Annotated in this window: 19 protein-coding genes; 11 read left to right on the top strand and 8 right to left on the bottom strand. The window is 59.5% G+C overall.

The window, feature by feature from the left end; translation table 11 throughout:
• Positions 1 to 23: 23 nt before the first annotated feature.
• Both QA646_RS13770 and QA646_RS13765 read left to right on the top strand, forming a co-directional pair.
• On the top strand, positions 24 to 1,679 hold the full coding sequence (locus QA646_RS13770) for a GMC family oxidoreductase N-terminal domain-containing protein (protein ID WP_283055991.1): 1,656 nt from the start codon (positions 24 to 26) through the stop codon (positions 1,677 to 1,679).
• Between the two features lie 203 nt (positions 1,680 to 1,882).
• Positions 1,883 to 2,646, top strand: a protein-coding gene (locus QA646_RS13765; protein WP_283055990.1) for an IS5 family transposase whose coding sequence is annotated in 2 segments (ribosomal slippage) — positions 1,883 to 2,213 and positions 2,213 to 2,646 — 765 coding nt in all. Because the reading frame shifts where the segments join, the coding sequence is not laid out codon by codon here.
• 218 nt (positions 2,647 to 2,864) lie between these two features.
• Here the strand turns inward: QA646_RS13765 and QA646_RS13760 are convergent.
• The 3 genes from QA646_RS13760 to QA646_RS13750 all read right to left on the bottom strand — a co-directional run bounded on the left by QA646_RS13760 (position 2,865) and on the right by QA646_RS13750 (position 6,148).
• Positions 2,865 to 3,887 (bottom strand): IS5 family transposase, encoded by a 1,023-nt coding sequence (locus QA646_RS13760; protein ID WP_283055989.1) that lies wholly within the window; start codon positions 3,885 to 3,887, stop codon positions 2,865 to 2,867.
• 280 nt (positions 3,888 to 4,167) lie between these two features.
• Positions 4,168 to 5,316: a galactonate dehydratase gene (dgoD, locus tag QA646_RS13755; RefSeq protein ID WP_283055988.1), complete on the bottom strand. Its 1,149-nt coding sequence runs from the start codon at positions 5,314 to 5,316 to the stop codon at positions 4,168 to 4,170.
• A 64-nt stretch (positions 5,317 to 5,380) separates the two neighbouring features.
• Positions 5,381 to 6,148, bottom strand: coding sequence for a FadR/GntR family transcriptional regulator (locus tag QA646_RS13750; RefSeq protein ID WP_283055987.1), 768 nt, complete (start codon positions 6,146 to 6,148; stop codon positions 5,381 to 5,383).
• A gap of 223 nt (positions 6,149 to 6,371) precedes the next feature.
• Between QA646_RS13750 and QA646_RS13745 the strand changes: the two genes are divergently transcribed.
• The 7 genes from QA646_RS13745 (at position 6,372) to QA646_RS13715 (ending at position 15,890) form a co-directional block, all read left to right on the top strand.
• Complete coding sequence (locus QA646_RS13745) at positions 6,372 to 7,355, top strand: arabinose ABC transporter substrate-binding protein (RefSeq protein ID WP_283055986.1); 984 nt, start codon at positions 6,372 to 6,374, stop codon at positions 7,353 to 7,355.
• Positions 7,356 to 7,423: 68 nt separating this feature from the next.
• The gene (araG, locus tag QA646_RS13740) at positions 7,424 to 8,929 is read left to right on the top strand and encodes an L-arabinose ABC transporter ATP-binding protein AraG (RefSeq protein WP_283055985.1); all 1,506 of its coding nucleotides are present in this window, start codon (positions 7,424 to 7,426) and stop codon (positions 8,927 to 8,929) included.
• A gap of 125 nt (positions 8,930 to 9,054) precedes the next feature.
• Complete coding sequence (gene araH, locus QA646_RS13735) at positions 9,055 to 10,020, top strand: L-arabinose ABC transporter permease AraH (RefSeq protein ID WP_037135879.1); 966 nt, start codon at positions 9,055 to 9,057, stop codon at positions 10,018 to 10,020.
• Between the two features lie 210 nt (positions 10,021 to 10,230).
• Positions 10,231 to 10,662: an OsmC family protein gene (locus tag QA646_RS13730; RefSeq protein ID WP_283055984.1), complete on the top strand. Its 432-nt coding sequence runs from the start codon at positions 10,231 to 10,233 to the stop codon at positions 10,660 to 10,662.
• Between the two features lie 217 nt (positions 10,663 to 10,879).
• Positions 10,880 to 11,488: a TetR family transcriptional regulator gene (locus QA646_RS13725; protein ID WP_283055983.1), complete on the top strand. Its 609-nt coding sequence runs from the start codon at positions 10,880 to 10,882 to the stop codon at positions 11,486 to 11,488.
• 74 nt (positions 11,489 to 11,562) lie between these two features.
• Entirely contained in the window at positions 11,563 to 12,720 is a 1,158-nt protein-coding gene (locus tag QA646_RS13720) for an efflux RND transporter periplasmic adaptor subunit (protein WP_283055982.1), read from the top strand.
• A 20-nt stretch (positions 12,721 to 12,740) separates the two neighbouring features.
• Positions 12,741 to 15,890: an efflux RND transporter permease subunit gene (locus tag QA646_RS13715; protein ID WP_283055981.1), complete on the top strand. Its 3,150-nt coding sequence runs from the start codon at positions 12,741 to 12,743 to the stop codon at positions 15,888 to 15,890.
• Positions 15,891 to 15,946: 56 nt separating this feature from the next.
• On the opposite strand, the gene QA646_RS13710 is transcribed toward QA646_RS13715, so the two are convergent.
• The 4 genes from QA646_RS13710 to QA646_RS13695 all read right to left on the bottom strand — a co-directional run bounded on the left by QA646_RS13710 (position 15,947) and on the right by QA646_RS13695 (position 20,481).
• Complete coding sequence (locus QA646_RS13710; RefSeq protein WP_283055980.1) at positions 15,947 to 16,750, bottom strand: metallophosphoesterase; 804 nt, start codon at positions 16,748 to 16,750, stop codon at positions 15,947 to 15,949.
• Positions 16,751 to 17,020: 270 nt separating this feature from the next.
• A complete protein-coding gene (locus tag QA646_RS13705; protein ID WP_283055979.1) occupies positions 17,021 to 18,160 on the bottom strand; it encodes an FUSC family protein in 1,140 nt (379 codons plus the stop codon).
• Between the two features lie 105 nt (positions 18,161 to 18,265).
• The gene (pdxA, locus tag QA646_RS13700) at positions 18,266 to 19,282 is read right to left on the bottom strand and encodes a 4-hydroxythreonine-4-phosphate dehydrogenase PdxA (protein WP_283055978.1); all 1,017 of its coding nucleotides are present in this window, start codon (positions 19,280 to 19,282) and stop codon (positions 18,266 to 18,268) included.
• Positions 19,279 to 20,481: a four-carbon acid sugar kinase family protein gene (locus QA646_RS13695; protein WP_283055977.1), complete on the bottom strand. Its 1,203-nt coding sequence runs from the start codon at positions 20,479 to 20,481 to the stop codon at positions 19,279 to 19,281. The genes pdxA and QA646_RS13695 overlap by 4 nt, the downstream gene beginning before the upstream one ends.
• Positions 20,482 to 20,723: 242 nt before the next feature.
• Here QA646_RS13695 and QA646_RS13690 point away from each other — a divergent pair, with 242 nt between their 5' ends.
• On the top strand, positions 20,724 to 21,071 hold the full coding sequence (locus tag QA646_RS13690; protein WP_283055976.1) for a CAP-Gly domain protein: 348 nt from the start codon (positions 20,724 to 20,726) through the stop codon (positions 21,069 to 21,071).
• On the top strand, positions 21,068 to 21,385 hold the full coding sequence (locus tag QA646_RS13685) for a DUF982 domain-containing protein (protein WP_283055975.1): 318 nt from the start codon (positions 21,068 to 21,070) through the stop codon (positions 21,383 to 21,385). Before QA646_RS13690 ends, QA646_RS13685 begins: the two co-directional genes overlap by 4 nt.
• Positions 21,386 to 21,423: 38 nt before the next feature.
• On the opposite strand, the gene QA646_RS13680 is transcribed toward QA646_RS13685, so the two are convergent.
• Positions 21,424 to 23,076 (bottom strand): AIPR family protein, encoded by a 1,653-nt coding sequence (locus QA646_RS13680; protein ID WP_283055974.1) that lies wholly within the window; start codon positions 23,074 to 23,076, stop codon positions 21,424 to 21,426.
• Between the last annotated feature and the right edge of the window lie 523 nt (positions 23,077 to 23,599).

Below are 23,599 nucleotides of genomic sequence, written 5' to 3'. Positions count from 1 at the left end.
CCTATTCAATTTGAGGACGGGGAATGACCTACGACTACATCATCACCGGCGCTGGACCAGCGGGCTGCGTACTCGCCAACCGCCTGAGCGAGGACCCTTCGGTGAAAGTCCTCTTGCTGGAAGCCGGCGGTGGTGACTGGAATCCGTTGTTTCATATGCCGGCCGGCTTTGCCAAGATGACCAAGGGCGTGGCGAGCTGGGGCTGGGAGACGGTTCCGCAGAGGCATATGAAAGGTCGCGTGTTGCGCTATACGCAGGCCAAGGTGATCGGCGGCGGCTCCTCGATCAATGCGCAGCTTTATACGCGCGGCAATGCGGCCGACTACGATCTCTGGGCGTGCGAGAATGGTTGCGAAGGCTGGGACTATCGCAGCGTGCTACCCTACTTCAAGCGTGCCGAAGACAACCAGCGTTTTGCCGATGACTATCATTCCTATGGCGGGCCGCTCGGCGTTTCCATGCCGGTCTCAGCGCTGCCGATCTGCGACGCCTATATCCGCGCCGGCCAGGAGCTCGGCATTCCCTACAACCACGATTTCAACGGCAGACAGCAGGCGGGTGTGGGCTTCTATCAGTTGACGCAGCGTAATCGCCGCCGGTCGTCGGCTTCGCTTGCCTATCTTTCGCCGATCAAGGATCGGAAGAACCTGACGATCCGAACCGGCGCGCGGGTGGCGCGCATCGTGCTCGAAGGCCGTCGCGCTGTCGGCGTCGAAGTGGCGACGGACAAGGGCGTCGAGATTATCAGGGCTGGGCGGGAAGTGCTGGTCTCCTCCGGCGCCATCGGCTCGCCAAAGCTGCTGCTGCAATCAGGCATCGGCCCGGCCGATCATCTGACCTCGGTCGGTGTGCCTGTGGCGCATGATCTTCCCGGTGTCGGCGGCAATCTGCAGGACCACCTCGATCTTTTCGTCATTTCGGAATGCACCGGCGACCACACCTATGACAATGTCGCCAAGCTGCATCGTACGCTCTGGGCCGGCCTGCAATATCTGCTCTTCCGCTCCGGCCCCGTCGCCTCGTCGCTCTTCGAGACCGGCGGCTTCTGGTACGCCGATCCCGATGCCCGCTCGCCGGACATCCAGTTTCATCTCGGCCTCGGCTCCGGCATCGAGGCCGGCGTCGCGCGGCTGAAGAATGCCGGCGTGACATTGAATTCGGCCTATTTGCACCCGCGCTCACGTGGCACGGTGCGGCTCTCCTCGTCCGATCCATCAGCCGCTCCGCTGATCGATCCGAACTATTGGAGCGATCCGCATGATGTGAAGATGTCGCTCGAAGGCCTGCGGATTGCCCGCGAAATCATGAGCCAGGATGCGCTGAAACCCTTCGTGCTGGCGGAGCGGCTACCAGGCGGCAAGCTGACGACGGAGGAGCAATTGTTCGACTATGGCTGCGCCAACGCCAAGACCGACCATCATCCCGTCGGCACCTGCAAAATGGGCACGGACGCGATGGCGGTCGTCGATCTCGAGCTGAAGGTGCGGGGGCTGGAGGGCTTGCGCGTCTGTGACAGCTCCGTCATGCCGCGCGTGCCCTCCTGCAACACCAACGGTCCGACGATCATGGTCGGCGAGAAGGGCGCGGATATCATCCGCAATCGCGATCCGCTACCGCCGGCGATTTTCTCTTGGGAGAGGAATGATACGCGGCCGCGGGCGCGGGCGGAGGTGCGCTGACAGAACGCTACTGGCAGAGTTTAGAGCGGTTCAGCGTTTTACGGAATCGCTTCCCCGCTCTATCTCTTTGTTTTTACGCATTCCGGACGGAAAACCGCTTCGCACTTTTCCTGGAATTGCTCTAGGCTGTAGTGACGAATTAAGGAATTGGGGTTCCGTTTTGGGAGCAAATCAGATTCAACGCTGACTTTTGGAGGTCGGCGATGGATGGTGAAATTCTTCGAGATGATCAATGGGAGCGTCTGAAGCCGTTCGTTCCCGGCGGGCGCAAAGGTCGACGCGGCCCCCGCAGCGACGGGCGCCGGTTCTTCGATGCGATCTTGTGGCTGGCCCGATCCGGTGCACGTTGGCGTGACTTGCCTGAAGATCGTTTCGGCCCCTATCAGACGGTCAAACGACGTTACTATCGCTGGATCGAACAGGGCGTATTCGACCGGATTTTCGAAGCGGTGACAGCCGCTCCGGACATGGAGTGGCTGTCGATCGATGCCACGGTGATCCGGGCGCAGGCACAAGCGGCTGGCGGGCGCCGTAAAAGGGGGGAACGAAAGCCCAGGCTCTCGGTCGTTCCCGTGGCGGATTTGGTAGCAAAATCCATGCAGTAGTGGATGCACTCGGGCTACCGGTTCGTTTCCACCTTGGCCCAGGCCAGCAGAACGATATGGCGCCGGCCTGTGATCTCGTGCGGGGATTGCCTGCCAACCAGGTGCTCGCTGACCGCGCCTACGATGCCGACAGCCTGCACGACATCATCCTTGACCAAGGCGGCGAGCCGGTCATCCCGCCGCGTCGTCATCGCAAGTATCAGCATGGCTATGATCGCATTGCTTATAAACAGCGATGGGGCATCGAGAGCTTCTTTGCCAAGCTCAAACAGTGGCGTCGCATCGCAACGCGATACGACAAACTCGCCGCCAACTTCCTCGGCTTCATCAAGATCGCAAGCATCATGATCTGGCTTAAATAGTTAAATCGTCACCACAGCCTAGAGTTTTCGGAAAGTGCGGCCCCCCCTCTGTCCCTTTCGGGACATCTCCCCCACAAGGGGACCGTTGCATAATAGAGTGAAAGGACACGGCTTGAGGGATAGGGTCGTGTTTTGGGGTCCGCTATGTTGGTTAGCGGGCTGATTTTGGGTGGCTGTTTTGGGTTTGAGTGGGCGGCGGACGGAGTCCGAGCCCTGGCTCAGGCGCTGAGCGTCACCCAGCGACGCATGTTGAAGGCGATTGCCGTCATCAGCACCTGGGCTTGCGCCTTGATTAGTCCCCGATAACGAATGACCGAAAGACCCATGCGGCGCTTCCATGTGGCAAAAGTCGTCTCGACGGCAGCGCGCCGGCGGGCGATCAGATCATTCAAGCGTTGCAGCTTCGGCGGCAGTGTGCGGTGATGTTTGTTGGGCCGGCGCATCAGCCGCGCCTTGATGCCTCTGGCCTTCAGCTTCTTCTCGCGGGCATGGGTATGATAGGCGCTATCGGCCAATACCGCCTGTTCGTCACCGCAGATCAGATCATCGGCGCAGACCGTGTCGTTGACATTGGCCGGGGTGGTGATCAGCCGGCGGATCAGGCCCGAGCCCTCATCGACACCGACATGGGCCTTGTAGCCGTAAGACGAGCCCTGCCGGCCCTTGCGCCGTGTGAAACGGGCATCCGGGTCGCTCAGCTTCACCAGCGGCGCCGTGTCCACGTCATCGTCATCTCCTGCTGGTTCGCCAACCTGCTGTCCGGGCAGGCGCTCCCTCGGCGGCCGAGCGGCTCCCGTCTCGATGATGGTCGCATCCAGCATCGTGCCACGCCGCAGAATCAACCCGGCTTTGTCCAATTGACTGTCGAGTTCCGCAAACAGCACCTCCAGAAGTCGCGCCTCGATCAGATGGTTGCGGAACCGGCACAAAGTCGTGTGATCGGGAACAGCTTCTCCCAAGCTTAGGCCAACAAAGCGGCGGAACGACAGCCGATCGTACAGTGCTTCCTCCAGCTCCATGTCCGATAGGCCGTACAGCGACTGCAAAAGCAGCGCCTTGAACATGATCAGCGGCGGATAGGCCGGGCGGCCCGCAGCCGCGTCATTGCGCAGCCGCTGCAGCACCTTCTCGAACCGGTACCATTTTACAAGTCCCGATAACCGATCCAGACGCTGATTGCCACCACTCGCCGGCATCAACGCATCCGCAAAACTGAACTGACCAGTCCGTTTCATCGCCATGCTAATCGTCCCCGTTCAACAACAGGGAATCATATCCAACCAATTTTGCAATAGTCCCACAAGGGGGGAGATCGTTGGGAGAATTTGGCTCGCCCTCGCTAAAACAAAAACCTCAGTTGCTGCAGGTTCTATGTTCGTTTGAGGCGAAGAGATACTGCGGGTTAACAATCTCCCCTCTTGTGGGGGAGATGTCACGACAGTGACAGAGGGAGGTATCAGAGGCGCAGCATATTCGAAATTCGCCTCCTCTGACGCCCTCTATCTCAAAGCCCGGCAATACTTACCACTCAGCTACGCTGCCATCTTCATGACGCCAGACCGGGTTGCGCCAGCGATGACCTTCCTTGGCGCGTTCGATGACGTAGGCTTCGTCCACTTCCACGCCAAGGCCGGGGCCTTGCGGGATGCTGACGAAACCGTCGGCATATTTGAAGACCTCCTTGTTGGAGATGTAGTCGAGGATGTCGTTGCCCTTGTTGTAGTGGATGCCGAGGCTCTGTTCCTGGATGAAGGCGTTGTAGCTGACGGCGTCGACCTGAAGGCAGGCGGCAAGCGCGATGGGGCCGAGCGGGCAATGCGGCGCGAGCGCCACGTCGTAGGCTTCCGCCATTGCCGCGATCTTGCGGCATTCGGTGATGCCGCCGGCATGGGAAAGGTCCGGCTGCAGGATGTCGACATAGCCGTCCGACAGGACCGACTTGAAGTCCCAGCGCGAGTAGAGCCGTTCGCCGAGTGCAATCGGCGTCGAGCAATGATTGGCAATTTCCTTCAGAGCTTCGCGATTCTCGGAGAGCACCGGCTCTTCGATGAAGAGCAGCTTGTAAGGCTCGAGTTCCTTGGCGAGAACCTTGGCCATCGGACGATGGACGCGGCCGTGGAAATCGACGCCGATGCCGATATATGGACCGATCGCCTCGCGGATGGTGGCGATGGTCTCGACGGCCTTCTCCACCTTGTCATAGGTGTCGACGATCTGCATTTCTTCGCAGCCGTTGAGCTTGATCGCCTTGAAGCCGCGGGCCACCACATCCTTGGCGTTGTTGGCGACGTCGGAAGGGCGGTCGCCGCCGATCCAGGAATAAACCTTGATCTTGTCGCGCACTTGGCCGCCCAGCAGCGAGTGGATCGGCTGACCCAGCGCCTTGCCCTTGATATCCCACAGCGCCTGGTCGATGCCGGCGATGGCGCTCATGTGGACGGCGCCGCCGCGATAGAAGCCGGCGCGGTACATGACGTTCCAGTGATCCTCGATCAGGAATGGGTCCTTGCCGATCAGATAGTCTTCCAGTTCGTGCACGGCCGCCTGGACGGTCAAGGCCCGGCCTTCGACCACTGGCTCGCCCCAACCCGTGATGCCCTCGTCTGTTTCGATCTTCAGGAACATCCAGCGCGGCGGCACGATATAGGTCGTCAATTTGGTGATTTTCATGGGAAGCTTCCGTTTCGGCTTTAGGATCATATCAGCGGCGGCGAGCCGCGGATTTCGGGGTTATTCAGGTGTTGTTTTTCTCCGCCCGTCCGATCGCTTTTTCGGCGGCAGTGAGGTCACGGGCGGCGAGGTCGAGCATGCGATGGGCGCAGTCACGCGCGCCGGTGCGGTTGCGCAGGCGCAGCGCTTCCACCAGGTCGCCATGGACGGCGATGGCCTCGTCGCGGCTGTCGACCGCGACATTCGAGGCATGCAGCGCATATTTCAGGCCGGCATGGATGGCGCTAGACAGGCGGCGGAATACCTGGTTGTGGCTGGCACTCAACAGCACCGTATGAAACATCACGTCGGCTTCGGTGAAGCGTTCCGGATCGTCGCCGGAATCGCGCATCTGCCGCCAGGCCTTTTCGAGATCGGCGATTTCCTGGGCGGTAGCGCGCTCGGCGGCATATTCGGCAGCGACCGGCTCAATGGTGCGCCGCGCCTCGAGGATGCAGCCGAGAATATCGAATTCGGCGATATAAGGCCCCATCCACTCCAGCACGTCCTGGTCAAGGATATTCCAGTCGTCCTTGTCGCAGACGGTGGTGCCGATGCGCGGCTTGCCGCGCACAAGGCCTTTCGATTCCAGGATTTTCAGGGATTCGCGGATGACGGTGCGGCTGACGCCGTAGATGTCGCAGAGATCGTTTTCGCGCGGCAGGGGCGAGCCGGAAGGATAGCGTTCGGAACAGATATCCTCGGCAATCGCCGCCGTGACGTTCTTGCGCACGCGCGGACGCCGCTCCGGCGCCTCGTTCAGCCTATGCTCTTGCCGTTCAAACGAATCCAATTGCCTTCTCCGCAGTCGCTCTCCCGCGCGGCCGAGCCTCTGCTTAGCGGAATTCATTCCGCATGGCGATAAGCATCAGCGCGTTTGGCGGGCCATCCCTTCCAAAAGTCACACTATTATAATCATCATACATTGGCAATTGACTGGTATGATGATTTATCATAATTCAAGAACACTGCCAGGGAGGGCAGGTTCTTCGTTTCGGATTTTTTGGGAGAGAGACATGCGCTTTTTCAAAGCAGCCATTCTGGCTGGCACGGTTGCGGTCATCGCCGCCACCTCCGCCTTCGCCGCAGATGTGAAAATCGGCTTTGTGGTCAAGCAACCGGAAGAACCCTGGTTCCAGGACGAATGGAAGTTCGCCGACATCGCCGCCAAGGAAAAGGGCTTCACGCTCGTCAAGATCGGCGCGCAGGATGGCGAAAAGGTTCAGGCCGCGATCGACAATCTCGGCGCCCAGGGTGCTCAGGGCTTCATCATCTGCACGCCCGATGTCAAGCTCGGCCCCGGCATCGTCGCCAAGGCAGCAGCCAACCAGCTCAAGCTGATGACCGTCGATGACCGCCTCGTCAGTGCCGACGGCAAGCCGCTGGAAGACGTGCCGCATATGGGCATCTCCGCCACCAAGATCGGCGAGGCCGTCGGCCAGGCGATCGTCGATGAAATCAAGAAGCGCGGCTGGGACATGAAGAATGTCGGAGCGATCCGCGTTTCCTACGATGCGCTTCCGACCGCCGTTGACCGCGTCGAAGGCGCCATCTCGGTGCTGAAGGGCGCCGGCTTCCCGGCCGCAAACATCTATGATGCGCCGCAGGCCAAGACGGACACGGAAGCAGCGCTGAATGCCGCGACCACCGTGCTCAACAAGCATGCCGACGTGAAATATTGGGTAGCCTTCGGTCTCAACGACGAAGCCGTGCTCGGCGCGGTGCGGGCGACGGAATCGGTTGGCATTCCCGCTGCCAACGTCATCGGTGTCGGCATCGGCGGCGCGGATTCGGCGATCAACGAGTTCAAGAAGCCGCAGCCGACGGGCTTCTTCGGCACGGTCATCATCTCGCCGAAGCGTCACGGCTACGAAACCGCGATCAACATGTACGACTGGATCGCCAACGGCAAGGAACCGCCGAAGCTGACGTTGACCTCCGGCTCGCTGGCGCTGCGCGACGATTATCAGAAGGTCCGCAAGGATCTCGGTCTCGAATAGTCATCCCCTGCGGATGATGACGGCCCGGTGGCAACCTTGCTGCCGGGTCCTTTAGCAGCGAGAGAAACATGGCCTTTCTCGAATTCAACGGCATTTCCAAGAGCTACCCGGGCGTTCAGGCGCTGTCGAACATCACTTTCCCGGTCGTCAAGGGCGCGGTGCATGGCCTGATGGGCGAAAACGGCGCCGGTAAGTCGACGCTGATCCGCATCCTTTCCGGCGACGAGGCGGCGGATGCGGGCACGATCGCCATCGACGGTGAAGAGCAGCATTATCATTCGGTGCGGGATGCGTTTCACGCCGGCGTTACCGTCATCCACCAGGAACTGCAACTGGTGCCGGAACTGACGGTTGCCGAAAACCTGTGGCTCGGCCGCTTTCCGGCCAAGGCCGGCATCATCAACGGCAAAACGCTCATCGACACTGTGCGGGCCAAGCTTCGGGAGATCGGCATCGATGTCGATCCGGCTGCCAAGGTGTCGTCGCTGTCAATCGGCGCACGGCAGATGGTGGAAATCGCCAAGGCCGTCATGGTCGATGCCCGCGTCATTGCGTTGGACGAGCCGACCTCGTCGCTGTCGTCGCGCGAGAGCGAAATCCTGTTTTCCCTGATCGGGCGGCTGAAATCGAACGGCACCGTCATCCTCTACGTCTCGCACCGGCTGGACGAGATTTTCCGGCTTTGCGACAGCCTGACGGTGCTGCGCGACGGCAAGCTTGCGGCACATCATCCCGACATCAGGAAAGTAACGCGTGAGCAGATCATTGCCGAAATGGTCGGCCGCGAGATCAGCAATATTTGGGGCTGGCGGGAGCGGCCGCTCGGGCCCGTCCGGCTGGAGGTCAAGGGGCTTTCCGGGTCGAGACTTCCGACGCCGATCAATTTCTCCGTCCGCAGGGGCGAAATTCTCGGTTTCTTCGGCCTGATCGGCGCCGGCCGCAGTGAGATGGCGCGGCTGTTGTTCGGCGCGGATCATCGTCATCAGGGTACGGTCGCCATCGATGGGGTCACGGTCGCTCCGAACAATCCCAAGGCAGCGATCCATGCCGGTATGGTGCTCTGCCCGGAAGACCGCAAGCTCGATGGGATCATCCAGGGCCGCTCGATTCAGGAGAATATCGCCATTTCCTCGCGGCGGCATTTCTCTCCGTTCGGCCTGTTGAACCCGCGCAAGGAGGCGGCCCTTGCCGATCAATTCATCGCCAGGCTGCGCGTGCGCACGCCGTCGCGCAAGCAGGACATTATCAATCTCTCTGGCGGCAACCAGCAGAAGGTCATTCTCGGCCGCTGGCTGTCCGAACAGGGCGTCAAGGTGCTGGTCATCGATGAGCCGACGCGCGGCATCGATATCGGAGCGAAATCGGAAATCTATGAAATCCTCTATGAGCTGGCGGCCGGCGGAATGGCGATCGTCGTCGTCTCCAGCGAGCTGCCGGAGGTCATGGGCATTTCCGACCGGATCATCGTGATGTGCGGCGGCAAGGTCGCCGCCGATGTGGCGCGGTCCGATTTCAACGAGCACCAGATTCTGACCGCTGCACTGCCGGACAAAAACGCTGCTAGGGCCGGATGATTTCACGTCGAATCGACCTGAAATCATCCGGCTCTAAATCAAAAAGTTAGCGGGATGTCGCCCGAAAACCGCACACACTTTTCGGCATCCCGCTCTAGGGCATTCTGACTAGGGAAATCGTGACGATGTCTTCCTTGAAGTCCTCCTTGAAAAAAATCCTCCTCGGCGAACAGGGGCTCGTCGTCATCTTCGCGGTGGCCTTCGTCATCGTGTCGCTGACGGTTCCGAATTTCCTGACCGAACGCAATATGATCGGCCTGCTGCAATCGGTGGTGACGATCGGCATCGTTGCCTGCACCATGATGTTTTGCTTGGCGTCACGCGACTTCGATCTTTCCGTCGGCTCGACCGTCGCTTTCTGCGGCATGATCGCAGTCATGGCCTCGAATGTTACCGGCTCCATCATTCTCGGGCTGTTGGCGGCACTCGTTTGCGGCGCGATCGTCGGCCTGGTCAACGGCGTGCTCATCGCCAAGGTGCGCATCAATGCGCTGATTGCGACGCTTGCCACCATGCAGATCGTCCGCGGCCTGGCGCTGATCGCCTCGGACGGCCGCGCCGTCGGCATCAACGACCCGAATTTCTACCAACTGGCGCTTTCGACCTTTCTCGGCATTCCGACGCCGATCTGGATCATGGTGATCCTGTTCATCCTGTTCGGCTTCGTGCTGAACCGCACCACTTTCGGTAAGAACACGCTAGCGATCGGCGGCAATCCGGAGGCGTCGCGGCTCGCGGGCGTCAACGTTGCCACAATGCGAATTTGGATATTCACGCTGCAGGGTTTCATCTGTGCCATCGCCGGCATTCTGCTGTCGTCGCGGATAACATCAGGCCAGCCGAACGCGGCGATCGGGTTGGAGCTGCTAGTCATTTCGGCCTGCGTTCTCGGCGGTGTCTCGCTTGCGGGCGGCCGGGCGTCGATGAGCGGCGTCATCGTCGGCGTTCTGATCATGGGTATCGCTCAGAACGTGATGAATCTCCTCAATATCCCGGCTTTTTATCAGTATCTCGTGCTCGGCTCCATCCTGCTGATCGCCGTGACGTTGGACAATATTCGCTCGGCTGCGGCTGGCCGCAGGAGGGGGTAGAGGTAGGCGCCTGCCCTGCAGGTTAATTGTTACGGTGCGGTCGTCTTCGGCGGATAGAGCGTTATATAGCCGGTCGAGGCAGTTCCAGAGCATTCCAGGCGGCTATGCGTTCAACGAACCCAGCGCGCGCTTCGGTACTGCTTCCTATCGGCCATTGCGGGGAGGGCAAGGGGCTCTTTCCGGCGTTCAATCAACGACTAGGAGGACGGCATGCAGATCAATCGTACAGGTTCGGCCCAGTGGTCCGGCGGTCTGAAGGACGGCAAGGGTCAGATCTCGACCCAGAGCGGTGCGCTCAATCACTATCCCTACGGTTTTTCCAGCCGCTTCGAAGGCGTTCCCGGCACAAATCCGGAAGAGCTGATCGGTGCGGCCCATGCCGGTTGCTTCACCATGGCTCTGTCGCTGATCCTCAATGAGGCCGGTTTCACCGCCGAAAGCATGGAAACGACCGCCAAGGTCACGCTCGAAAGCGTCGAAGGCGGCTTTGCCATCACCGCTATCCACCTGACGCTGACCGGCAAGGTTCCCGGCGCCGACGAAGCTAAGTTCACCGAACTCGCCAATAAAGCCAAGGCCGGTTGCCCGGTCTCCAAGGCGCTCGCTTCCGTTCCGATCTCTCTAGAAGTGCATGCCGCCTAAGAGCGTCTTTCAACGGGGAGCGCCGCGCCGATGGTGCGGCGCTTTTCCGCCGTAAATGTGCAATCCCGCACTCAGGCTCCGGATACCTTTTCGCGGAAATACTCATCGGCAAGTTTCGACCGCCTCGCTTTGCGGGGCGCTTTCTTGACATTTGCGTCATGATGAATTACGAATGACGAAAATTGAAAATCGTCACTCGTAATTCGGAAGCAACGCAATGCTCGATCTTTCTGCGGCCAACGCTGATCCTGCACGTCAGGAAAACGTGACGCGGATCCTCGATTCCGCCGAGAAGCTGTTCCGCCACTACGGTTACAGCAAAACGACGGTCGCCGACATCGCCCGCGATCTCGGCATGTCGACCGCGAATATCTATCGGTTCTTCGCGTCCAAGACGGAAATCCATCAGGCGATCTGCGGGCGCATGCTCGCGCAGAGTTACAAGATGGCCTACGACATCCGCCACCAGCCGATCAGCGCTTCCGAGAGGCTGCGTGCCTATACTCTTGCCCAACACAAGATGACGCTCGAGACGATGCTCGACGAACAGAAGGTGCATGAGATGGTGGTCGTTGCCATCGAGCGCGATTGGCATGTCATCGAAAAGCACCTCGACCGGATCCACGATCTCATGGCTGAAATCATTGCCGAAGGCATCGCCGCCGGCGAGTTTGTGGACCAGGATCCGGTCGCTGCCTCGAAATGCTTCGGCGCGGCAACGGTTATTTTGTGCCATCCGCAAATGGTCGCGCAATGTCTCGCCAAGACCAACCGGGCTGAGCCCGACGAACTCGTCGAATTTGCCATCAGGGCGTTAAAGAAATAGCAGTACACGCATCGGATGATCCCGGGTGCCTCTGCATTGCGTTTGACTAAAGCCGTTTCATCAAGGAGAGCGACATGGTTTCGCTGACGACCACCACCATACGATCCGTTGCCGGCGCTGCCTTCTTCGCGACCATTGCGCTCACGCTTTCGGGCTGCAATGAGAAGAAGGAAGAAACGGCGGAGGTGATCCGGCCGGTGAAGGTGGTGGAGATCGCCCAGGCGGATACGACGCGAAAGCTCGACTATTCAGGTTCGGTCAGGGCACGGACGGATATGAACCTCGGCTTCCGGGTCAACGGCAAGATCGTCGAGCGCAAGGTGGATATCGGCGAGAAGGTCAAGCCCGGCGATGTGCTCGCCCGCATCGACTCCACCGATTACGTTTTGGCCGTGCGCCGCTCGCAGGCCGATCTCGACGCCGCCGAAAAGCAGGTGCAGACCACGGAGCTTGCCCGCAATCGCGCCCAGCAGCTCTTCGACAAGAACGTCGCGCCGAAATCGCAGCTCGAACAGGCCGAGCTTTCCTATGATCAGGCCGTATCGACTCGGGATTCCGCCGTGTCGGCGCTGGCGGAAGCGAAGAACCAGGTTGCCTATACCGATCTGACCTCGGATATGAACGGCATCGTGACGACCATCAATGCCGATGTCGGCCAAGTGGTTGGTTCCGGCACGCCGGTCATCACCGTCGCCGTCGACGGCGAGAAGGAAGTGCAGATCGCCGTTCCGGAAATGGATATTGCGCAATTCAAGGTCGGCAAGGACGTGAAGGCGCGCTTCTGGTCCGACGATGCGCTGGTGCTTCCCGGCAAGGTGCGTGAGGTGTCCGGAAGTGCTGATGCGCAGTCGCGCACTTTTGCGGTCCGCGTCAGTCTGCCGAACGATCCGCGCGTGCTACTCGGCATGACGGCGACAATCGAGGCCGAGGCCGACAATACCCAGCCTTACGTCGCCATTCCGCTGAGCGCGCTTGCGGAGAAGGATGGTCGGCAGATCGTCTGGCTCGTGGATCGCAGTGCCGGCACCGTGCATGCCCATAGCGTCAAGGTTGCCGATTTCGCTGATGACGGCGTGCGTGTCGCCGATGGTCTCAAGGCCGGCGATGTCGTCGTTGCCGCCGGCACGCAATTCATGGCCGAGGATATGAAGGTCAAGGTGCCGACTTCGCAGCAGGCATCGGCAGAGACCAGTGGCAGCGCCGCAGCAGTGGCTGCCGATATCGTGCGCTAAACCGATCGAAGGGCGGGACAATGACCATCAACAGCACCTCCGACGAGAAGAAGCGTTTCAATCTGTCGCGTTGGGCGATCGCCCATCCGAGTATCGCGCGCTTCCTGTTTGCGCTGATCATCATCGCCGGCGCGTTCGGGCTTACGCATATGGGCCAGAAGGAAGATCCGGATTTCACCTTCCGCGTCATGGTGGTACAGACCATTTGGCCCGGCGCCTCGCTGCAGGACATGGAAGACCAGGTGGTCAACAAGATCGAGCGCAAGCTGCAGGAAACGCCGCACCTCGATTGGGTCAAATCCTATACCCGCGCAGGCTTTGCCATCACCACCGTTCAGATCAAGGGCGATACCAACACCGAACAGGTGAAGGATGCCTTCTATCAGGTGCGCAAGAAGGTCGGCGATATCGCGAATACGCTGCCGGCCGGCCTGCAGGGGCCCTATTTCAACGATGAGTTCGGCGATACTTTCATCACCCTGCACTCGATCAGCGGTGACGGATACAGCTATCCCGAGTTGAAGAAATTCGCGATCCAGGCGCGCGACATGCTGCTTTCGACGCCCGGCGTCGAAAAGGCTGTGATCATCGGCGACCAGCCCGAGCAGATCTATATCGATGTGTCCTCCAAGGTATTGGCCGAGCGCGGCCTGACGCTGACCGCCCTGCAGAACGCGATCGTCGGCCAGAACAAAGTCGATCCGGCCGGCTCCGTCGATACCAGCACGCGCTCTGTCCGCATCTCGGTCGAGGGTGACGTCAACAAGATCGAGGATATCAAGAATCTCCGGCTGACCGCCGGCGGCCAGGTGACGCGTCTCGGCGACATCGCAACGGTTACTGCCGGGCTGCAGGATCCTTACACGGCCAAGTTCCTCTATAACGGTCACGAGAGCGTCCAGCTTGGCGTCGTCATGGCCAATGGCAACAAGGTAACCGACGTCGGTAAGGCGGTGGAAGAGACCTACAAGCGTTTCGAGGCGTCGCTGCCCGTCGGCGTGCAGGTCGATCAGATCTCCAACCAGCCGGAAGTCGTGACCGACGCAATCAGCGAGTTCATGCATGCGCTCGGCGAGGCGCTGGTGATCGTGCTGATCGTTTCCTTCCTGTCGATCGGCTGGCGCTCCGGCCTGGTGATCGCCATCGCCATTCCGCTGGTGTTGGCGGCGACCTTCGCCATCATGTACGAGCTCGGCATCGACCTGCAGCGCATCTCGCTCGGCGCCCTCATCATTGCGCTCGGCCTCCTGGTCGACGATGCGATGATCGTGGTGGAGCTGATGGAGCGCAAGCTGGAGGAGGGACTGGTCAAGCTCGATGCGGCGAGCTTCGCCTATTCCTCGACCGCTTTTCCGATGCTGACCGGCACGCTGATTACGACGGCGGGCTTCATCCCGGTGGGGTTCGCGGCATCGACTGCCGGCGAATATGTCCGCACGCTGTTCTACGTCGTCGGTATCGCGCTGGTGATTTCCTGGTTCGTGGCGGTCTATTTCACGCCCTGGCTCGGCTATATGATCCTGAAGCAGCGCCATCATGCCGGTGAGCATCACGACGTCTTCGACACGCGTTTCTATCGTCGCCTGCGGTCGTCTGTAAGCTGGGCCGTGCGCCATCGCGCCATCGTACTGCTTCTGACCCTTGCCACCTTCGCCGGCAGCCTGTGGTCCTTCCAGTTCATCCCGCAGAATTTCTTCCCGCAGTCCTCGCGTCCGGAAATTCTGGTCGATCTCTGGCTGCCGGAGGGCACCAGCATCAAGGAAGTCGAACGCCAGGCGCAGACTTTGCAAGCCCGCATGGCTGATGATCCCGACAAGCGGTTCATTGCCACCTATGTCGGCCAGGGTGCGCCGCGCTTCTTCCTGCCGCTCGACCAGCAGCTCACCAATCCGAACTATGCTCAGATGCTGGTTATGGCGAAAGACGAACCGGCACGCGAGCGGCTGATCGTCAAACTGCGCAGCATCCTTGCCGCCGACTTCCCCTCGGTCCGCGCCAAGGTCGACCGTCTGTTCCTGGGTCCGCCGACCGGCTGGCCGGTGCAACTGCGCGTCATGGGTCCGGACCGGCAGGAGGTTCGCCATATCGCCGATGAGGTAAAGCAACGCTTCATGCAGAACCCGCTGCTGGGCGCCGTCCATGACGACTGGCTGGAGCCGGTGCCGGCGATGAAGTTGGTGGTCGACCAGGACCGCGCCCGCGCACTCGGCGTCACCTCGCAGCGCATCCGCCAGATGCTGCAGGCCTCGATGTCCGGCGTCACCCTCGACAATTATCGTGAGGGCGAGGAGACCGTGGGCATCGTCGCACGGGAGCCGGAGGCCAGCCGTCATCTGCTGACCTCGGTCAACTCGATCTATATTCCGACCGACTCCGGCGGTTTCGTGCCGCTGTCGCAGGTCGCAAAGGTCGTGCCTGTGATGGAGCAAAGCATCGAGTGGCGCCGCGACCGCCTGCCGACAATCACGGTCAGGGCGACGCTTCCCGACAATGTTCAGTCGAACGATGTCACGGCAAAGCTCTACAACGACATGGCCGATCTCAGGAACAGCCTGCCGGCAGGCTACAAGATCGAGATCCAGGGCGGTGCCGAAGACAGCGCCGAAAGCCAGGCTTCGATTGCAGCCAAGGCGCCGATCATGCTGGTCATCATCGTCGTGCTCTTGATGGCGCAGCTTCAGCACTTCGGCAAGGCGATGCTGGTGCTTGCCACCGGTCCGCTCGGCATCATCGGTGCGGCCGGCGCCCTCTTGATCAGCGGCGCGCCCTTCGGCTTCGTGGCGATCCTCGGGGTTATCGCATTGCTCGGCATCATCATCCGCAATTCGATCATTCTCGTCGACCAGATCGACCAGGATATCGCGGCGGGCATGGACCGGAAGGAGGCGATCATCGGTTCGGCCGTCCGCCGCTTCCGGCCGATCATGCTGACGGCATTGACGGCGGTGCTGGCGTTGATCCCGATCTCGCGCGGCGTCTTCTGGGGTCCGCTCGCCTACGCCATGATGGGCGGCATCCTGGTCGCCACAGTGCTGACCATCTTCGTGCTCCCGGCGGGCTATGCACTCTTCTTCGGCCGCGAGCCGAAAAAGAAGGGAGAGCCGCCGGTCGAGGAGCAGCAGAGCGACGACGTCGTGCATCATCTGCCACCGGCTATGGCTGCGGAATAAAAAGCGCGGGCAAAGCGTGAAAAGGGTCTCGGTTTTTGCCGAGGCCCTTTTTGTTTTCAGCGGTGTCGTTCGTAGGTCTGCGTCAAGATCGTGTACTCGCCGCCTGCGATCTTGAGGACCGTCAGGCTTCCACCCATGGCGGCGGCGGTGTCGATGCCGATGCGATGATTGCCAAAGGCGGGTTGCGCGACCGGCGTATGGCCGTGGACCACCAGCAAGGGCAATTGCGGGCCCTCGGAAAGGAAGGGGTCGCGGATCCAGATCAGGTCTTCGTCTGTCTGCTGGTCGAGCGGTATCGCAGGCCGGATGCCGGCATGGACGAAGAGGAGGGGGCCGAAGGTGATGGCGACCGGCAGAGAGCGCAGCAATTCGACATGCGCCGGCGGGATGGCCTGGAGAAGGGTTTCGCAGAGTTCTTCAATGCTCCTGCCCTCTTGGAGCAGCAGATATTCCGCGTCGACCCCATAGGAGGCGAGTGTCTGGATGGCGCCGAACTCGAGCCAATGGCTGTTGGCGCGCGGATCCTCCAGGAATTTCAGGAAAACATCGTCGTGATTGCCGCAAAGGATGTAGCGGTCGAAGCCCGCAGGCGGCGGTTCGCACAGATGCTGCAGCACATCGTTCGATCGCGGACCACGATCGACATAGTCGCCGAGAAACATCAAGAGCTTACGGCCGGCAATCGTGCCGGCATCCGCGACGATGCACCTTTCCGCTTCGATCAAAGCGTCGTAGCAGCCATGGATGTCGCTTAGCGCATAGATGGCTGTGTAGCCTTCCGCTGTCAGATCGATGCGGGCTCGCGGCTCCGTGGGTTTCGCCGCTCTCCTGCCGAAAAGTTGATCGATTAGTCCGTTCATGGACATCCGCATACCGCCTGTTCAAACGGCATAATCTTTTGAAAATATTCCAAGAAACTCGCCTTTTTAGGGCAGTGACGCAACGGTAGTCCAGTCGGGAACATAGCGCAAGATACGCTGGCGGCGGGATTTGCGCCCAGATTAAGAAAAACAAGGCGGTAGCAGCGGTTACGCCTCAATGCGGCCGGCGCCGGGCTGGGAGCCCGACAGCGGAGGAGAAATTCAATGAGATCTTTGTCGAAATATTTTTATGCCGACAGAGGCTTGGCTCTATCCTTCGAAGTACCTTTTACGGACCGGCAAAAGAAGGATTGCCGATGCAAGTCCGACAACAGCGCCGATGAAGGTTTCCCACATGCGGGCCGCAAGGACCCACGCCGAATATTCGCCGCTAGCCGCCAAGGTGACAACCAGCGCGAAGGCGAAGGCGGCGCATGCAACATCGTAGCGCTCCGGCAGAGCCATGGCATAGATGATCACAGAGATCGCCGCCATGATCCAGATCAGGATTTGAACGTCTGCGGCAATCGGCAGCCAGGCAAGGCCCAGGGGAACGCCGATCATCGTGCCGATCAAGCGGCCGCGGGTGCGCTCGACTGTTCCGGTGAACGAATTTGTCACGGTGTATGTGCAAGCCGTGATGGCCCATGCGGATTCCTCAAGGCCGAATGTGTCGTTCATTGCGACGATGACGATCGCGGCGATGGCGGCCTGCAATCCCGTCATCAGTTCAGGCGAGCACCAGCCGTACTCGGCGCTTTTCGGCATTGCTATGGTGGGCGGAAGAACTGGCCGCTCGGCAGGTCCGCTCAGCAGGCGAGGGACGATTGCCGCGACGGTCGCAATCAGGCCTGCGACCAGGATAGCCTTCACGTCCGATGCCGTGAGGCCGATGCTATAGGTGAGAAGTTGGCCAATATAGATCTGCGACCCTATCCCGCCGCCAAGAACTCCAAAGCGTTTGAGATAGCCGACCAGGAAAGCACCACTTGCCAATATGAGTTCTACACCGGGAAGTCCGCCTCTGTTGAGAACGGGGGCACTTACGGCCATAACCAATGCGCCGATGGTCGCAAAGGTGGTGAGAAGTGCGATATCCCGGCTCGATTCGAAACGCGATGTCCGCGCTTCCGAAACGCTTGCCCAAAGCGCGATGCCGCCGGCGAGCACACTGATGGAAGCGGCGCCGGCAAGATTCGTCAAATCGTGAAGCGTGCCGAGCAGGGCCGCGATCCCGTAGGCTGTGACAAGCCGTAGCCCTTTGATGCGCCGGTGAACGCCAGGGTCGATACGGTCGATCCATGAGACCATATTCTTGTAAGCAGGGATCGAGCCGAGCGCATCAACCTGCGCCAAGCGCTCAGGCGCGCGGCTTTCGATGTTGGTTTCATCTGGAGCTTCGTCACGCATTGAGAAACTCAATCTCAATTAGACCGGCATGACATAACCATTAGCTGCTGCGGGATCGTTATGACAATCACAAATCACCGCTGATGGAGAGCGTGCCTGACAATCTCATCGATTGGCTGCCAGCCGCTCGGCAAATTCGATCGCCTCGATCAGGCTCCGCTCGTTGGCAATGCCCTTGCCGGCGATGTCGAAGGCGGTACCGTGGTCGACGGAGGTGCGGACGATCGGGAGGCCGAGGGTGATGTTGACGCCGGAGAGGTCCATCCACTTACCCGTCGCCGGATCAATTTCGAAGCCGAGCAGCTTGACCGGGATGTGCCCCTGGTCGTGATACATGGCGACGACGGCGTCGTATTGGCCGGCGCGCAGCTTGACGAAGACGGTGTCGCCGGGAACGGGGCCGACGATGTCGAGACCGTCTTCGACCGCCTTGGCGATCGTCGGCGCGGAGATGTCGATGTCCTGCCGGCCGAAGAGGCCGCCTTCGCCGGCATGTGGATTGAGTGCCGCAACCGCAATCTTCGGTCTGGCGATGCCGAGGCGCTGGAGCGCCTTGTCGGTCAAATCGATGACGAGGCGCAGCCGCTCCGGCGTCAGGCGCTTCGGCACATCCTCCAAGGCGACATGGGTGGTGACGTGGCTGACGCGCATGTTGCCATGGGCGAGCATCATGACCGAGCCGCGGGCGCCGGTGAGTTCGGCGAGGAGTTCGGTATGGCCGGCATAGTGGAAGCCGGCCTTGTTCAGCGCTTCCTTGTTGAGCGGCGCCGTGACGATGCCGCCGACCTTGCCTGCCATGGCGAGCTGAACGCCCTTCTCGATTGCCTTGAACGCCATGCGGCCTCCATCGGCGGAAAGCCGGCCCGGCTGGATCGGCTCTCCCTCGGCATCGGCCTGAATGAAGCAGAGGTTCGGCCAGTCGCCGTCCATCCGCGCTTCAGGGATTTCGATATCGAGGCCGAGTTGCCGTTCGGCGAGCCGCAGGGCCGGGCCACTGCCGATTATTGTAAGCTTAAGCTTACCTTCGGCAAGCCTTTCCTTCAAGCGGGCGGCGGCCTTGACGATGATTTCCGGGCCGATGCCGGCGGGATCGCCCATGGTGATCGCCAAGTGCCGCGTCATGGTTCTTCTCCTCCGGCAATCAGCGCGTTTTCACTCAGGAGATCGCGCCACAGGGTAGGGCCTCCGAAGGCGCCGGACTTGGAGATGACCGTGGTGCCTTGCCATGGGCCGCCGACAATGGTGGAGCGGGGGAGGCCCGGTGCGGCCTGGCCGGTGAGGCTGAGGGCTGCGACATCGAGCGCCGCGCAAAGATTTCGCAAGGTCTCGCCGCCGGCAACAATCAATGTGCCCGGCGCTGGCAGAGCTTTGGCGATGCGGCCGAAGCTCGCCGCGATCCGCCTTGCCGCATCGTCGCGCTCGAGCCCCGTCGGCAGATCGAGGCTGACCATGGCGACGCCGCTTTGCTGGATTTGTCTGTCGACCGCATCCGCATCCACGCCTTCGGAAAGCTTCAGCCAATTGGGGCCGCAGGCCTGGAGCTGCGCCAGCGTGATCGGCTGATCCGAGCCGAATAGACCGAGCACCGGCCTTTGCAGCCTGCGCGAAACGGGGACAGTGGGCGCGGGCCGCGAAGATCGTCCTTCGCCCACGTCTTTTCCGGGATAAGGGCGATGATGCGTCGCCAAATCGATGTTGCGCGCCAGGGCTCGCGCCAGCCCGCCGGTGCCGCTCCAAAGGACCGGTCCCCGTAGCGCAGAGGAGACCCATGCGATGACGGCGTCGAGATCCTCATCCGAATGGGCGTCGAAAACATGAATGCCATCCGCAATCGGTGTTCCGGCATCGACATGGTGGTGACTGAGCGGCGTGTTGAAGGCCGGCAGCCCCTCCGCTCTTAGCTGAGCGACGAGATCGCCGCTGATATCACGCCAGGCATCCTTCCCGGCAAACAGCACCTGCCGGCCGCCCCGCGTGTGCCGCCCATGATGCGGAAAGGCCGGCGCCAGAATACAATGCTGCCAGTGGCCGAGCCCAAAGCAGGCGGCAAGTTCAGCCGCCCAAGGCCCGCGAAACAGGCTATCCACCTTCTTGAAGGCAAGATCGGCCCCCTGCAGCAGCGGCGCGACGCTGCCGACGATGCCAGCCGCAACGGCTGCCGATTTCTCGCGGGTGCCAGTGTCGATCGCAAGGCAATCCGGCAGGCTTGCCGGAAGCGCATCTTCCCGCTGCACCTCGATCGGCCCATAGACGCCCACGAATTCAACGGCCGTGTCGAGTGCGCCGGTCAGATCATCAGCGATGAGGCGGAGGGTGGGCATGAAGTTGAGAAGCCTTCAGAGGGCCTTGCGGGTATCGGATATAGACATGGAACCAAGGCCTTGCGGCTGCTTAGACAACACGCACTCTTCAGCCTTCCGTCAGGGCTTGTCAACGGGTTGCTTTGTCACCGTATCATTGATCCCGGCTGCGGCATCAGCCGCGTTTACTTGTCTGCGCATGTGCGGCTATTCTTGTGCTCAACGATGGGCTGAGTTGTTCCCATTGCCTCAAGGAGAACAGAGTGAGCTACGATTTCCATGTGGGCCAGAAGGTCGTCTGCATCAATGACACGTTCAAGCATGTCAGCATCGACCAGTTGATCCGCAAGGGAACGATCTACACGATCCGCTGGGTCGGCGAATACACGCATTATGTCGACGGCACGTTCATCGGCGTGAAGCTCGAAGAGATCCACCGCGGCGACGACGACGGCCCCGAAGGCTACGGCGCCGCCGACATGCCCTACCGCGCCACCCGCTTCCGCCCGCTGGTGGAGGACAAGATTGCTTCGCTCCGAAAGCTGCTGGCGCCGACACCGGATGCGCCGGTGGAGAAGGGGAAGAAGGTTAGGAAGACGGAGAAGGTTTGAGGGGGGGCAGCAAACAGCTACAATATTCTTGGTACCCGCCGGGTCGGGAATGGGAGGAAGCGAAGATTCCGCAGCAGTGGGATCGCCCCGTTACGATCGCGACCGGCAAGATTGGCCGGTACGTCATCATCTACAGCACGGAGCGCGCCGCAGAATATATGCTCTACGAGTGGCCGAAGAGCATGGATGGCAAGAAATTCACCGCCGCCAAGCTGGCGCTGATCGATGCTCACGACGGGAAGATTTCGATTGATGAGGCTCGATCGGCCTTCATCGCAGCAGCCGAGGAGGCGGGGATATTCTGCAGGCAGTGATGCGGTGACTAGGCGTGCAGCCCAAAAACTCAATTAGGCTACTCGAATTTGGCGGCTTTGCCTTTCTTTAGTTCTTTCTCATAGCTGCTTAACAGCTTGTTTCGCCATGATCGTGTCCGTTCTGGACTTTTAAGGTCAGCCTTGTAATCGAGCGTGTCGCCATCCTCTTGTATTTCATAATTGAAATCCACAACAATATCCCCGATTACGGCGGGCGCCTGTTTGAGCAGACGATCCCGGTTTTCCGCGGAATCGAGGCCACTGCGACTCGTTATGATCTCTTTCGAGGCAGGGGACATTTCCATAATGTGCCTCAGCACATTTAGAATAAAGAACTTTGTCAGCGCATAGCCGCCCATCTGTTCATTCTTTAGATCGCCAATCTGCTTGCCAATTAACTCGAATAATTCGTGGAGGAAAACAACCCTCGAGGCCGTCACCTCTGGTCTGCCGAAAATGTCCGCGTATTTTTCGTCGAATACCTTGTAAACTTGGTGGCAGGAGTGCGGCTCATTTAGGTCAAAAGCCATCAGAAGCCGCCCGGCGTCCTCATTTGTAATCGAGATCTTTTTCTCAGGCGTCTCCTCGCCTCGTTTGATTTCAAAACTGTATTCTGGCTGATCCTTTTCAAACTCGGCCTTCAGCCGCAACATGATTATGTGGTTCGAGCGAAGATCGCGTGCCTTTATTGAGTTTTGATTGTTGCTATTGATCGTAATTTTTCGCGCAAGTTCATCATTGCGGAGAGCAATCACTTTTACAAAGACTCTCAAATCATCAGAAAGACTAGATGAATTTTTGTAAAACGTTGAAATGCTTTGAGCGCCATTTACCACAACGTAATCTTGAACTCGGAGTGCGTCACCAATAAGCTCTCCGGAAGAACACAATATAGTAATGCCATTGTGATATAGTGGAAAGTTCCTATGCTCACTTCTCTCGCTGATAGATTTCGCGATAGACTTATTTACCGCAGTATTGCCGAGAGTGAGGCGTACGTTCTGCTTAAATAAGGTAGTGTCAGCGATCCCTTTTAGCTTGATGAGCTCCAATGCCTTTGCGGGAAACATGAAAATCTTCATGCCGTCATCCGCCTCTACCTGGAGGCATCCAGCATAAGAAACGTCAAACTCAAACTGCCCTCTTACGCCCTCGTCGGCGTCAAAATCTATGTATTCTAGGGCTATTTTGTCGCGATCGTAAATAACAATATCATCTCTGTGGGCTATATATTCGCGGCAATTGTCGTCAGGGTCTTGATTTGCAACAAAAATACCTACAAGCTTGTAGCCATCGATCAGTAGTTGCTTCAAATTTGTTCGGTTAATTAATTTTTTTAAGTCTTGGTTTGCGTTTCCATTCAGAATTAGATCTATGGACTCTGGTGTCCTGAACTGGTCTATTGACCCGACAAAATTCTTTAGATCACGATCTCCAATTGTCCTGCCATCCCTTTGGCTTATTTTTGACTGGAAGAAATGAATCTCTTGGGCCGTATTGTCCACGTAGATGCCATCTATGCCTTTGTCGTTTACCTCGTCACAAATGGCGTCATCTGCATCCACATCACTCAAACGGTAAATGTTCTCGAGGAACCAGTTCAAGAACGAGGCTGATTCGGAACGGCCCTTTCCCGCGTAGCGTGACAACATTTTTTTGAGTTCGGCGTAGACGAGATCGTTCGGGGTCATGTTGCCTCTTTTCAGACATAGGCGGACGGTTCAATTTGCCAATTTATTCCGTCGAGCCGGAAAATCTATGAACGATTTGCAGTCATTAGTCGACTGCAGATGCCTGGAGTTCGCGGCGGAGCATCAAGGCGCCTCAATCACCGGAGAGCACCCCTATGTGCAAACCATGCGCCACCGCATCCCCGCTAAGGTCTGAAAATTTCTGAAATTCCTGGCTCCCAAATTATTGAAATAATCGTGTCTTATCAAAAGAGCAATCAAGATGCCGGTCGGGTCTGGATTCCGCGGATACTGTGTTTTACAGCTCCATTGATATTTAACGGCTTTTTCGAGCACGAACGGCAGAGTTTTACAGCTAAATGCCGACGCCATCGACAATAAGCTTCCCAAGCTGATGCTCGTTAGCTCAGCGGCGTCTCCTGTTGCATATGGACGGATCTGTGCTTTGCCGCCCATCGTCAAATCGCCGCTACGTGCAACTACGATCGACTCCTGTGCTTGACCTGCGCAGAAAACGCCGCCG

Source organism: Rhizobium sp. CB3090 (genome assembly GCF_029714285.1).
GTDB lineage: Bacteria > Pseudomonadota > Alphaproteobacteria > Rhizobiales > Rhizobiaceae > Rhizobium.
Note: the sequence above shows the minus strand (reverse complement) of the source record. Positions and strands in the feature narration are given on the sequence as shown.

Bases quoted from the DNA above. Each gene is read 5' to 3' on its own strand.
- QA646_RS13770 (WP_283055991.1), top strand. From the start codon at position 24: ATGACCTACGACTACATCATCACCGGCGCTGGACCAGCGGGCTGCGTA.
- QA646_RS13725 (WP_283055983.1), top strand. From the start codon at position 10,880: ATGCTCGATCTTTCTGCGGCCAACGCTGATCCTGCACGTCAGGAAAAC.
- pdxA (WP_283055978.1), bottom strand. From the start codon at position 19,282: ATGACGCGGCACTTGGCGATCACCATGGGCGATCCCGCCGGCATCGGC.
- dgoD (WP_283055988.1), bottom strand. From the start codon at position 5,316: ATGAAAATCACCAAATTGACGACCTATATCGTGCCGCCGCGCTGGATG.
- QA646_RS13680 (WP_283055974.1), bottom strand. From the start codon at position 23,076: ATGACCCCGAACGATCTCGTCTACGCCGAACTCAAAAAAATGTTGTCA.
- QA646_RS13730 (WP_283055984.1), top strand. From the start codon at position 10,231: ATGCAGATCAATCGTACAGGTTCGGCCCAGTGGTCCGGCGGTCTGAAG.
- araH (WP_037135879.1), top strand. From the start codon at position 9,055: ATGTCTTCCTTGAAGTCCTCCTTGAAAAAAATCCTCCTCGGCGAACAG.
- QA646_RS13705 (WP_283055979.1), bottom strand. From the start codon at position 18,160: ATGCGTGACGAAGCTCCAGATGAAACCAACATCGAAAGCCGCGCGCCT.
- araG (WP_283055985.1), top strand. From the start codon at position 7,424: ATGGCCTTTCTCGAATTCAACGGCATTTCCAAGAGCTACCCGGGCGTT.
- QA646_RS13760 (WP_283055989.1), bottom strand. From the start codon at position 3,887: ATGGCGATGAAACGGACTGGTCAGTTCAGTTTTGCGGATGCGTTGATG.
- QA646_RS13715 (WP_283055981.1), top strand. From the start codon at position 12,741: ATGACCATCAACAGCACCTCCGACGAGAAGAAGCGTTTCAATCTGTCG.
- QA646_RS13695 (WP_283055977.1), bottom strand. From the start codon at position 20,481: ATGCCCACCCTCCGCCTCATCGCTGATGATCTGACCGGCGCACTCGAC.
- QA646_RS13710 (WP_283055980.1), bottom strand. From the start codon at position 16,750: ATGAACGGACTAATCGATCAACTTTTCGGCAGGAGAGCGGCGAAACCC.
- QA646_RS13745 (WP_283055986.1), top strand. From the start codon at position 6,372: ATGCGCTTTTTCAAAGCAGCCATTCTGGCTGGCACGGTTGCGGTCATC.
- QA646_RS13720 (WP_283055982.1), top strand. From the start codon at position 11,563: ATGGTTTCGCTGACGACCACCACCATACGATCCGTTGCCGGCGCTGCC.